Source organism: Azospirillum sp., from assembly GCF_035627195.1.
Classification (GTDB): domain Bacteria; phylum Pseudomonadota; class Alphaproteobacteria; order Azospirillales; family Azospirillaceae; genus Azospirillum.
Map to the genome: position 1 here is coordinate 1 of NZ_DASPMG010000411.1, position 10,716 is coordinate 10,716.

At 70.3% G+C, this 10,716-nt stretch carries 11 protein-coding genes; 5 read left to right on the top strand and 6 right to left on the bottom strand.

Annotated elements, in window-relative coordinates; genetic code table 11:
* The 4 genes from VED21_RS35490 to gph form a co-directional block, all read right to left on the bottom strand.
* Positions 1-248: ABC transporter substrate-binding protein (locus VED21_RS35490; protein WP_324890640.1), on the bottom strand; the 248-nt coding region annotated here is incomplete at its 3' end.
* A gap of 131 nt (positions 249-379) precedes the next feature.
* Positions 380-1,201 (bottom strand): ABC transporter permease, encoded by an 822-nt coding sequence (locus tag VED21_RS35495; RefSeq protein ID WP_324890642.1) that lies wholly within the window; start codon positions 1,199-1,201, stop codon positions 380-382.
* Positions 1,194-1,967 carry an ABC transporter ATP-binding protein gene (locus VED21_RS35500; protein WP_324890644.1) on the bottom strand — a complete coding sequence of 258 codons (774 nt, stop codon included), beginning with the start codon at positions 1,965-1,967 and terminating at the stop codon, positions 1,194-1,196. The genes VED21_RS35495 and VED21_RS35500 overlap by 8 nt, the downstream gene beginning before the upstream one ends.
* Before the next feature lie 286 nt (positions 1,968-2,253).
* Positions 2,254-2,943 (bottom strand): phosphoglycolate phosphatase, encoded by a 690-nt coding sequence (gene gph / locus VED21_RS35505; protein ID WP_324890646.1) that lies wholly within the window; start codon positions 2,941-2,943, stop codon positions 2,254-2,256.
* Positions 2,944-3,279: 336 nt separating this feature from the next.
* On the opposite strand from gph, the gene glmU reads away from it, so the two are divergent.
* Positions 3,280-4,632, top strand: coding sequence for a bifunctional UDP-N-acetylglucosamine diphosphorylase/glucosamine-1-phosphate N-acetyltransferase GlmU (gene glmU, locus VED21_RS35510; protein WP_324890648.1), 1,353 nt, complete (start codon positions 3,280-3,282; stop codon positions 4,630-4,632).
* 51 nt (positions 4,633-4,683) lie between these two features.
* A complete protein-coding gene (gene glmS, locus VED21_RS35515) occupies positions 4,684-6,507 on the top strand; it encodes a glutamine--fructose-6-phosphate transaminase (isomerizing) (protein WP_324890650.1) in 1,824 nt (607 codons plus the stop codon).
* Between the two features lie 79 nt (positions 6,508-6,586).
* Here glmS and VED21_RS35520 read toward each other — a convergent pair whose 3' ends face one another.
* Positions 6,587-8,479 carry an ATP-binding protein gene (locus tag VED21_RS35520; RefSeq protein WP_324890652.1) on the bottom strand — a complete coding sequence of 631 codons (1,893 nt, stop codon included), beginning with the start codon at positions 8,477-8,479 and terminating at the stop codon, positions 6,587-6,589.
* Complete coding sequence (locus tag VED21_RS35525; RefSeq protein WP_324890654.1) at positions 8,460-9,221, bottom strand: response regulator; 762 nt, start codon at positions 9,219-9,221, stop codon at positions 8,460-8,462. Before VED21_RS35525 ends, VED21_RS35520 begins: the two co-directional genes overlap by 20 nt.
* 224 nt (positions 9,222-9,445) lie before the next feature.
* Between VED21_RS35525 and VED21_RS35530 the strand changes: the two genes are divergently transcribed.
* The 3 genes from VED21_RS35530 to VED21_RS35540 all read left to right on the top strand — a co-directional run bounded on the left by VED21_RS35530 (position 9,446) and on the right by VED21_RS35540 (position 10,596).
* Entirely contained in the window at positions 9,446-9,787 is a 342-nt protein-coding gene (locus tag VED21_RS35530) for a c-type cytochrome (RefSeq protein ID WP_324890656.1), read from the top strand.
* The gene (locus VED21_RS35535; protein ID WP_324890658.1) at positions 9,784-10,089 is read left to right on the top strand and encodes a c-type cytochrome; all 306 of its coding nucleotides are present in this window, start codon (positions 9,784-9,786) and stop codon (positions 10,087-10,089) included. Before VED21_RS35530 ends, VED21_RS35535 begins: the two co-directional genes overlap by 4 nt.
* Positions 10,090-10,185: 96 nt before the next feature.
* The gene (locus VED21_RS35540) at positions 10,186-10,596 is read left to right on the top strand and encodes a hypothetical protein (protein ID WP_324890660.1); all 411 of its coding nucleotides are present in this window, start codon (positions 10,186-10,188) and stop codon (positions 10,594-10,596) included.
* The last annotated feature ends 120 nt before the right edge of the window (positions 10,597-10,716 follow it).

Sequence of the window (10,716 nt, forward strand, 5' to 3'; positions counted from 1 at the left end):
TCGCCCGACGCCACAGCCACCGGCACCTGCTGGGCGGAGGTGAGGATCTTCAGCTCCGCGTCCAGCCCTTCCTTCTCGAAATAGCCCTTGGCCTTGGCGATGTAGATCGGCGCCGAGGACGACAGCGCCAGCACGCCCACCGACGTCTTCTCCAGCCCCTGCGCCAGCGCCGGGCTGGTTGCCGCCAGCACCGCACCACCGATGGCCGCGAGCATCGCCCGCCGGCCGAACATCCAATTCCTCTGCACGTTCCCCTCCCCTTATCAAAGGCCGAACCGTAGGTTGGGTTGAGCGCCAGCGAAAACCCAACACACGCGGCCCCGCGAACACGTTGGGTTTTCGCCTGCGGCTCAACCCAACCTACGAAGCTACGAAATCCCTACCGCCAGCGCAGCAGGCGCCGTTCCAGCACCGTCAGCACGGTGCCGATCGCCAGCCCCAGCACCGACAGCACCAGCACGCCGGCCAGCAACTGGTCGGTCAGCATCAGGTTGCCCGCACTCAGCACGAAGGCGCCGATGCCGTACTCGGCCCCGATCATCTCCGCCGCCACCACCAGGATCAGCGCGATCGACGCCGTGATGCGGAAGCCCGCCAGGATGCCCGGCAGGGCCCCCGGCAGCACGATCTTCAGCACGATGCGCGGCCACGGCAGGTTGAAGCTCTGCGCCATGCGGATCAGGTTGCGCGGCACCGCGTCCACGGCACTGGTGGCGGCGATCACGGTGGGGAAGAAGACGCCGAAGCCGATGGTGGCGAACTTCGACGGCTCGCCGATGCCGAACCACAGGATGAACAGCGGCAACAGCGCGATCTTCGGGATCGGGAACAGCGCCGAGACCAGCGGCAGTCCCACCGCGCGGGCCAGCGAGAAGATGCCCATGGCAAGCCCGACGCTCAGCCCCGCCAGCGTGCCCAGCGCCCAGCCCACGCCGATGCGCAGCAGCGAGGCGCGCAGGTGCTGCCACAGCGATCCGTCCTGCACCATGTCCAGCAGTGCGCGCCCGACCATCGTCGGCGGCGGCAGGAACAGCACGCTGACCCAGCCCAGCCGCCCCGCCCCCTCCCACACCGCCAGCAGCAGCGCGAAGGCGACCAGCGCCGCCCAGCGGCGCGGCGACACGGTGAAGCCGCCGCCCCGGAAGCGCACGGGCCGCGCCGAAACCATCGCTTCCCGCATCGGATCGCGCGCGTCAGGCATCGGACAGCTCCCGGTCGGCACGCTGCGCCTCGTCGCGGATCAGGTGCCACAGCCGCTCGCGGATCTCCACGAGGCGGCGCTGGCCCTCCACCGTCATGCGCTCCTCGCGCGGCGCGTCGATGGTCACGATCTCGCGCAGGCGGCCGGGACGGCGGCTGAACACGGCGACACGGTCGGCCAGGTGCAGCGCCTCATCCAGATTGTGGGTGACGTAGACGGCGGTGGTGCGGTCGCGCCGCCAGAGGTCCAGGAAGTCCTCCATCAGCAGTTCGCGCGTCTGCGCGTCCAGCGCCGACAACGGTTCGTCCAGCAGCAGCATGGCCGGACGCACCGCCAAAGCGCGTGCGATGCCGACGCGCTGGCGCATGCCGCCGGACAGCTGCTTGGGCAGGGCCGCGCGGAACTCCCACAGGCCCATGCGGCGCAGGCCCTCCTCGATCCGCTCGCGCCGCTCGGCACCGGACAGCGGGTGGTGCTCCAGCACCAACGCCACGTTCGCCTCCACCGTGCGCCAGGGCAGCAGGGCGAAGTCCTGGAAGATGAAGGTAACCGGGTTCAGGCAGCCGGCCGGCGGTTCGCCCACCGTCTCCACCGTGCCGGACGTCGGCGCCACGATCCCGCCGGCGATGCCCAGCAGCGTGGACTTGCCGCAGCCCGACGGCCCGATGACCGCCAGCACCTCACCCTCGCGCACGGTGAGGCTGACGTCCTCCAGCACCGGCAGGTCGTCGTAGCGGTGGTTGAGGTCCGTGATCACGAGCCTCATGAAGCCGGCCCCGTGGGTGGCGCCGTCAACGTCATGGTGGTCCCAATCCCTACCCGGCCGGGTCCCTTGGGGATCTCGCGGCCTTGTCGTCGTTGCCGCGAACCTAAAGCCCTTCTCCCCTTGAGGGAGAAGGGTTGGGATGAGGGGTCGTTACCGGCGGCAGCCGGGACAATGATTCATCTTATCCGGCCATCCAGCCGTAACCACCCTCACCCCAACCCCTCTCCCCTCAAGGGAGAGGGGCTTTGAAGCCCGCATCCATTTCGACGATGATAGCGCGCCCCGCTCAGCCCGCCAGCTTTTCCGTCGACAGCTTGGCCAGCGCCGCCGGCAGATCGGCGAAGTGGTCGATCACCACGTCCGCTCCCAGTTGGGAAACCGGCATGCGCGGGTAGCCGTAGCTGACCGCCACCACCGGGATGCCCACGGCGCGCGCCACCTTCACGTCGTGGCCGTTGTCGCCCACCATGGCGGCGTCGCGCTCGCCCAACTGGTCCAGCACCCAGGACAGCGTGCCCGGGTCTGGCTTGCGGGTCGGCAGCGTGTCGCCGCCGGCCACCGCGCCGAACAGGTCGGCCACGCCCAGGAGGCCCAGCAGCTTGCGCGCGATGCGCTCCGGCTTGTTGGTGCACAGGCCCAGCTTGATGCCCTGGGCGGCGAAGCCGCGCAGCGTCTCCGGCACGCCGGGGTAGAAGCACGACGGCTCCGCCGTGTCCTCGTAATAATTGTCGAGGTACGCCTTCAGCACCGTCTGCGCCGCGTCCCCCTCCAGCTCGCCGCCGGTGGCGGCGAAGGCGGAGCGGACCAGCGTGGCCGAACCGTCGCCCACCATGGTTCGCACCTGCTCCACGGCCAGCGCCGGTCGCCCGAATTCGGCCAGCGTGCGGTTCAGCACGCGGGCGATGTCGGGGACGCTGTCGATCAGCGTGCCGTCGAAATCGAAGACGAGAGCGGAAAACGGCGGACGAGCAGTCATCGGAACAGACCTCGCGAGACGATCGGGTAGGCTGCATAGCGCATTCCACCCAACGCCCACAACGCCCGACCGGGTAGGTACGCCCGGAAAACTTCGTACACGAATCAGCAACACCCCCGCGCCCCACAGGCGAAGACGGGGCAACGCCGAAGCATCCTCCGACGCAACCTGAGACATATTCCGGCGGCGCAAACGCCCGTTCTGGCTATTTCGTCACCGCACGTCCTATATGACAACGTGACACAAAAGTTGACTTGGGCTTTGCCTGCCGCTTGTGGCACTAAATCATCGCGCGTTTGCGCACGCGCAACCGACCACGGACAGTCCAGGGAAAGCATGCCGCACCGTCCGCTCGCCTGCGTGATCCTTGCCGCCGGCAAGGGTACGCGCATGAAGTCCGACCTGCCCAAGGTCCTGCACCGCGTCGCCGGCCGGCCGATGGTCGGCCACGTCCTGGCCGCCGTGGCGGAGCTTGACCCCGACCACGTGGTCGTCGTCGTCGGCCCCGGCATGGACGACGTGGCGGCCGCCGTCGCCCCCTACCCCACCGCCGTGCAGGAGCAGCAGCGCGGCACCGCCGACGCCGTGCGCGCCGCCTTCGGCCTGCTGGAAGGCTTCAACGGCGACGTGCTGGTGCTGTACGGCGACACGCCGCTGGTCACGCCGGAAACGCTGCGCGCCATGGTCAACGCCCGCCGTCAGGCCGGCAACCCGGCGGTCGTCGTGCTGGGCATGCGCCCGGACGATCCCGGCGCCTACGGCCGGCTGATCCTCAACGCCCGCGGCGGGCTGGAGAAGATCGTCGAATACCTCGACGCCAGCGAGGAGGAGCGCGCGGTCACCCTGTGCAACGCCGGCCTGATGGCGTTCGACGGCGCGCGCATGACCGGCCTCATCAACCGCATCGGCAACGCCAACGCCAAGGGCGAGTTCTACCTGACCGACGTGGTGCAGATCGCCCGCACCGAAGGGCTGCCCTGCGCCGTGGTCGAGGGCACGCCGGCCGAGGTGATCGGCGTCAACTCCCGCGCCGAGCTGGCGGAGGTGGAGCGCATCATGCAGCGCCGCCTGCGCAAAGCGGCCATGGACAACGGCGCCACGCTGATCGACCCGGACAGCGTTTTCTTCAGCCCCGACACGCGCCTTGGCCGCGACGTGGTGGTGGGACCCAACGTGGTGTTCGGCCCCGGCGTCACCGTGGCCGACCGCGTGGAGATCAAGCCGTTCTGCCATCTGGAGCAGGTCAGCGTCGCCAGCGGCGCCGTCATCGGCCCCTACGCCCGCCTGCGCCCCGGTGCGGAGATCGGCGAGGACGCGCACATCGGCAACTTCGTCGAGATCAAGAACGCCCGGATCGAGGCCGGCGCCAAGGTCAACCACCTGACCTACATCGGCGACGCGCGGGTGGGGGCGAAGGCCAACATCGGCGCCGGCACCATCACCTGCAACTACGACGGCTTCGGCAAGTACCACACGGACATCGGCGCGGGGGCCTTCATCGGCTCCAACTCGTCGCTGGTGGCGCCGGTCAAGGTGGGCGACGGGGCCATCGTGGGTGCCGGCAGCGTGGTCACCACCGACGTCGAGGGCGACGCGATGGCGGTGGCGCGCGGCCGTCAGCAGGCCTACCCCGGCTGGGCCGCGCGGTTCCGCGAACGAAAGCGCGCCGAAAAGGCGAAGAAGGCATAAGCTCGGGCTCCTCCTATCGTTCGGGTCCGTCTTTCCAGGAGATACGGTTCAATGTGCGGCATCATCGGCATCATCGGCGTGCACGAGGCGGCTCCCCGGCTGGTGGAGGGCCTGCGGCGCCTGGAGTACCGGGGCTATGACAGCGCCGGCGTGGCGACGCTGGTCAACGGCCACATCGACCGCCGCCGGGCCGAGGGCAAGCTGGTCAACCTGGAGATGAAGCTGCGGGACGACCCGCTGCCGGGCACCATCGGCATCGGCCACACGCGCTGGGCCACCCACGGCGGCCCGACCGAGGACAACGCCCACCCGCACGCCACCAAGCGCGTCGCCGTGGTGCACAACGGCATCATCGAGAACTACGCCGAACTGAAGGCCGAGCTGCAGGCCGAAGGCCGCGTGTTCGAGAGCGCCACCGACACCGAGGTGATCGCCCACCTCGTCACCCATTACCTGGACGCCGGCAAGACGCCGGTGGAGGCCGCCAAGGCCGCCTTCGCGCGGTTCGAGGGCGCCTTCTCCCTGGTCCTCATCTTCGCCGGCGAGCACGAGCTGATGATCGGCGCCCGCCACGGCACGCCGCTGGCCGTCGGCTATGGCGAGGGGGAGATGTATCTCGCCTCCGACGCCTTCGCGCTGGCGCCGCTGACCAACCGCATCTGCTATCTGGAAGACGGCGATTGGGTGGAGGTGACGCGCACCGGCTGCACCGTGCACGACGCCTCCAACGCCGTGGTGGACCGCCCGGTGAAGACGACGGCGCTGTCGGGCGCGCTGATCGGCAAGGACGGCTACCGCCACTACATGCTCAAGGAGATCTACGAGCAGCCGCAGGTGATCGGCGACACGCTGAACGCCTACATCAACCCCGAAACCGCCTACATCTCGATGCCGGAGTTCCCCTTCGACATCGCCAAGGCGCCGCGCCTGACCATCGTCGCCTGCGGCACCGCCTACTACGCCGGCCTCGTGGCGAAGTACTGGTTCGAGACGCTGGCGCGGCTGCCGGTCGAGATCGACATCGCGTCGGAGTTCCGCTACCGCGAGGCGCCGATGCCGGAGGGTGGTGTCGCCCTGTTCATCTCGCAGTCCGGCGAGACGTTGGACACGCTGGAGGCGCTGCGCTACTGCAAGCGGCAGGGGCAGCACATCCTGTCCGTCATCAACGTGCCGGAGAGCACCATCGCGCGCGAGAGCGACGCGGTGCTGATGACCATGGCCGGCCCGGAGATCGGCGTCGCCTCGACCAAGGCCTTCACCACGCAGCTGACCACGCTGGCCTGCCTCGCCGCCGTGGTCGGCCGCGCGCGCGGCGCCATCGGGCCGGAGCGCATGCGCGAGATCGCCCATGCCCTGCGCGAGGTCCCCGCCCGCGCCGCCGACGTGCTGGCCCACGACGAACGCCTGCACGAACTGGCGCAGGAGGTGAGCGAGGCCCGCGACGTGCTCTACCTCGGCCGCGGCTCCATGTACCCGCTGGCCCTGGAAGGGGCACTGAAGCTGAAGGAGATCAGCTACATCCACGCCGAGGGCTACGCGGCGGGCGAGCTGAAGCACGGCCCCATCGCCCTGATCGACGAGTCCGTCCCGGTGATCGTCCTGGTCCCGTCCGACGGCCTGTTCGAGAAGGTGGTGTCCAACGTGCAGGAAGTTTGCGCCCGCTCCGGCAAGGTGCTGCTGGTGGCCGACAAGAAGGGTGTCGAGCGCCTGGGCGACCGCGTGCGCTGGTCGGTCGAACTGCCGGCCTGCGACCCCATCGTGGCCCCGCTGCTCTACGCCATCCCGGTGCAGCTGCTGGCCTACCACACCGCCGTGCTGAAGGGCACCGACGTCGACCAGCCCCGCAACCTCGCCAAGAGCGTGACGGTGGAGTGATCCAATCTCCCCCTCTCCCGCCCCCGGCGGGCGAGGGGGATTTTGCAGGTTGGGTTGAGGCCGTGCCGAAAACCCAACGTCACCGCAGGTTGGTGCCAAGCGCCAGCGCGGCCCAGCGGTGGAACGCTTCCCGTATCGCCGCAACCTGCACACCGGCCAGCGCCTCGTCCCCCGCCAGTGCCGCCTCCTCGAACGCCTCCGCGTGCCGCGACAGGTCGTGCGCGCCGACGCAGCGGGCGGAGGACTTGAGGGAGTGGGCAGCGGTGCCGCGCTCCTCCAGGCTGTCGGTGTCCCGCTCGATGACCTGCACGAGGTCGGCGGCGGTGCGGCGGAAATCTTCCAGGGCGCCGCGCAGCGCGTCCGGATCGTCGCCGATCAGGTCGCGCAGCAGCGACAGGTCCAGCGCGGCGGCGGCCGGCGGCGCTTCCTTCGAAGGCGGATCGGCAAGGGGCGTGCGCAGGCCCCCGGCGGCCGGCAGGTGCCGCAGCAGCGCCGCGTTCAGCTCCTCCAGGCGGATCGGCTTCACGAGGTGGCCGTCCATGCCGGCGGCGAGGCTCTTTTCCACCGCACCCCGCACGCCGTCGGCGGACAGCGCCAGGATGGGCAGGCGCTCGGCGCGCCCGGCCTCCGCCTCGGCGCTTCGGATGGCGCCGGCCAGGGCATAGCCGTCCAGGCGCGGCATGTGCAGGTCGCTCAGCACCAGCCCGTGCACGCCGAAACGCAGCCGCTCCAGCGCCTCGGCACCGTCCGCCGCCATGTCGAAGACGATCCCCAGCCGCGTCAGCACGCGCTCCAGCACATAGCGGTTGGTGGAGTTGTCCTCGGCGCACAGGACGACCGCGCCCGCCGTCTCGGCCGCGCGGCGGTCCGGAACTGCCCATGGGCCAGCGACCGGCGCCCCGGCACCGGCCTCGCTCTCCGGTGCACCGCAGGCGGGCAAAGGCACCTCGAACCAGAACAGGGAGCCCTCGCCGGGCTGGCTCTCCACGCCGATGGCACCGCCCATCAGGTTGACCAGCCCGCGGCAGATGGACAGGCCCAGCCCGCTGCCGCCGAAGCGCCGGGCGATGCTGGCGTCGGCCTGCACGAAGGGGCTGAACAGGCGCAGGCGCTGCTCCCCCGTGATGCCGATGCCACTGTCCTCCACCTCGAACCGCAGGCCGCCGGCCGACGGGGCGGAGACGCCCAGGCGCACGAAGCCACGGTCGGTGAACTTGACGGCGTTGCCGATCAGGTTGATCAGGATCTGCCGCAGCCGGTTGCCGTCGCCCGTTGCCCAGTCCGGCACCGTCTCCGCCACCCGCACGGACAGGCGCAGCCCCTTCTCCTCCGCCCGGGGGCGCAGCAGGTCGGCGACGCCGCGCGCCACGGCGGCGGGGGCGAAGGGCGCATCCTCGATCTCCAGGCGGCCGGCCTCGATCTTCGAGAAGTCCAGCACGTCGTCGATGATTGCCAGCAACGCTTCCGACGACGCGCGGACCGTCTGCACCATGCGCCGCTGGTCGGCGTCCAGCGGCGTCTCGGCCAGCAGGTCGGCGATGGTGGCGATGCCGTTCATCGGCGTGCGGATCTCGTGGCTCATGGTCGCCAGAAAGGCCGACTGGTGGCGCGCCGCCCGCTCCGCCTCGACGTAGGCGTTGCGCATCTCGGTCACGTCGTAGACCCAGACGATGGTGGATTCGCCCACGCCGAAGCCGACATTGTCGATGCTGAGGCGCAGCGCCCGCACCGCGCCGTCCGGCCGGGTGAACTCCACCGCCATCTCGTGGTCGTCCAGCCCGCGCGCCAGCAGCGCCCCGCCCATCAGCTGCGCCACCGCCCCGCCGAGGTCCGCGCGGTCGACGCCCAGGATGTCGGGCACGCGGGCGTTGGCGTAGAGCACCGCGCACGCCTCGTCGAGCAGGACGACGCCGGCCGGTGCGGAGTCGAGGGTCGCGAAGAGGGCGCCGCCGCTATTCGTTTCCGGGCCCATTCCCCGGCGCCTCCTTCTCCACGGTGAAGACGACGGGCGGGATCATTCCCATCTCGGCCAGGTCCGACAGGCGGGCGATCAGCGCGCGGTCCAGGCGAATATGACCGGGCAGTAGGATCTCGCCGCTGTGGCCGCGCACGCTCCGCGCCAGAAGGTCGCCGGGAAGCAGCGCGTCGATGCGCTTCTCCACCCGCGTGATGCGGGGTGCGGCGGCGCAGGGGGCGGGCTCCGGCAGCACCTCGGCCGGGGCCACCGCCCTCTTCGGCCGCTCCGGCCCCCATGGGTTCGGGATGTCGACGGCGCGGTAGGCGTCCGGGTCCTTCAGCTTGATGGGAATGGCGCGGGCGCGCTCCAGGCGGGAGAACAGCCCTTCCTTCGTCACCGGCTTGACCACATAGGCGTTGACGTCCAGCTCCATCGCCGCGCGCACCAGCCCGGCGTCGCGCCGGCCGGTCAGCATGGCGATGGGCAGGTCGCGCGGCACGCGGTCCAGGCCCACGCGAATGCGCTGCGCCACCTCCAGCCCGTTGCCCTGCGGCATGACGAAGTCCAGCAGCGCGATGCCGATCGGCATATCGCCGGCCGTCAGGCGGTCGACGGCCTCCCGCCCGTTGCCGGCAACGACCACGTCGCAGCGGGCGGAGGTGCGGATGAGGTTGGCGATGATCGACCGCATGAAGGCATCGTCTTCGGCCAGCAGGACATTCAGCGGCCGACCGTCCGCGTTCGGCAATGCAGTCATGACGCCTCCAGTTCCGTAACAGGCCGGTGCCCATCTGGCTCTGGCGATGTTGACTATGGCGATTTGCCGGAGGGCGCAACCGCGCCCGATGCCTCATGCGCTTAACGGTTTACCTCAATTTAACCTTTCTTAACTCATGGGGCTTGCAGCAAGTCATGACTCGACTGTTCGCAGCGGCGGATTTACCATGCCCAAGGTTCTCCTGACCGATAAGGAGAAGCGGCATGCGGTGCGCGGGAATCGCATTCGGCCTGGCCCTGGCGGCGTTGCTCGCCGCCGCGCCGGCCCTCGCGGCGACCAACGGGGTCGGCCGCCCCGGCTATGGCAAGACGCTGGCGCGGGAGATGTGCGGGGAGTGCCACGTCGTCGCCCCGGACCAGAAGAGCGGCGGTGATCCGCTGGCCCCCAACCTCGTGGAGCGGGTGCAGGACGCCGGCATCACCGAACTGGCCCTGCGGGCCTACCTGCAGACCTCGCACCCCATCATGCCGAACGTCCGGCTGACGGTCGAACAGACCGACGACATCGTCGCCTACCTGCTCAGCCTCAAGGGCGCAAAGCGATGAAGCGGCTTGCCGCAGGCGCGCTGCTGCTGGCCGTACTGCCGCACGGCCCCGCCGGTGCGGCGGACGCGCGGAACGGGCGCGCCATCGCCGAGCGCTGGTGCACGGCCTGTCACGTGGTGGCCGAGGGGCAGGCCGGCAGTGACGCCGCCCCCTCCCTTCCGCAGGTCGCCCGCAATCGCGCCACCGACCAGCGCTGGCTACGCGCGTGGCTCACCGACCCGCACCCGCCGATGCCCAACCTGAACCTCAGCCGCGGCGACATCGACGACCTCGTCGCCTATCTGGAGCGGCTGGCGCGCTGAAATATCCGTCGCCACACGAAACAATCCCCTCTCCTCCCCGGTTGTCCCGGTCATGGCCGGCGTCAACGCCGGCCGCGCCTATCGAGGGAGTGGACGATGAAACGTACGTTGACCATGGCCGCCACGGCGGTCGGAACCTTCCTTCTTCTGGGCCTTCTGCTGAGCCCGGCGGCGCAGGCGCAGCAGAACCAGGGCCAGGGCGGCGGCTGGGGCGGCGCGCTCGACCAGCTGAACCGCGCGGTAAACCCCAACACCTACGAGAACGAGCAGCGCGCCCGCGAGGAGGAGCGCCTTGAGCGCGACCGCCAGAACACCCGCGAGCGGCGGCTGGAGGGCTCCTCGTCGCGGGACACCGACCGGAGTTCCGGCCGCAGCGAGTACAGCCGCTGGTCCGACAACGACCTGCGCGACCAGTTCGGCCGGGTGTCCGACGAACAGCGCCAGCTCCAGCGCGAACGCCGCGCCATCGAGGACGAGATGGACCGCCGCGGCATCAGCCGGCGGTAGACACCTACAGCGCCTTGAAGCGCGCCACCTGCTGGCGGGTCTCGTCGGCGAGGCGGGAGAGCTGCTGCATGGTGGCGGCGATCTCCTCGGACGCGGCGGCGTTCTTCTGGGCGACGAGGC

Excerpts from the sequence above, each read along its gene's own strand:
- VED21_RS35495 (WP_324890642.1), bottom strand. The coding sequence starts at position 1,201 with ATGCCTGACGCGCGCGATCCGATGCGGGAAGCGATGGTTTCGGCGCGG.
- VED21_RS35500 (WP_324890644.1), bottom strand. The coding sequence starts at position 1,967 with ATGAGGCTCGTGATCACGGACCTCAACCACCGCTACGACGACCTGCCG.
- gph (WP_324890646.1), bottom strand. The coding sequence starts at position 2,943 with ATGACTGCTCGTCCGCCGTTTTCCGCTCTCGTCTTCGATTTCGACGGC.
- glmU (WP_324890648.1), top strand. The coding sequence starts at position 3,280 with ATGCCGCACCGTCCGCTCGCCTGCGTGATCCTTGCCGCCGGCAAGGGT.
- glmS (WP_324890650.1), top strand. The coding sequence starts at position 4,684 with ATGTGCGGCATCATCGGCATCATCGGCGTGCACGAGGCGGCTCCCCGG.
- VED21_RS35520 (WP_324890652.1), bottom strand. The coding sequence starts at position 8,479 with ATGGGCCCGGAAACGAATAGCGGCGGCGCCCTCTTCGCGACCCTCGAC.
- VED21_RS35525 (WP_324890654.1), bottom strand. The coding sequence starts at position 9,221 with ATGACTGCATTGCCGAACGCGGACGGTCGGCCGCTGAATGTCCTGCTG.
- VED21_RS35530 (WP_324890656.1), top strand. The coding sequence starts at position 9,446 with ATGCGGTGCGCGGGAATCGCATTCGGCCTGGCCCTGGCGGCGTTGCTC.
- VED21_RS35535 (WP_324890658.1), top strand. The coding sequence starts at position 9,784 with ATGAAGCGGCTTGCCGCAGGCGCGCTGCTGCTGGCCGTACTGCCGCAC.
- VED21_RS35540 (WP_324890660.1), top strand. The coding sequence starts at position 10,186 with ATGAAACGTACGTTGACCATGGCCGCCACGGCGGTCGGAACCTTCCTT.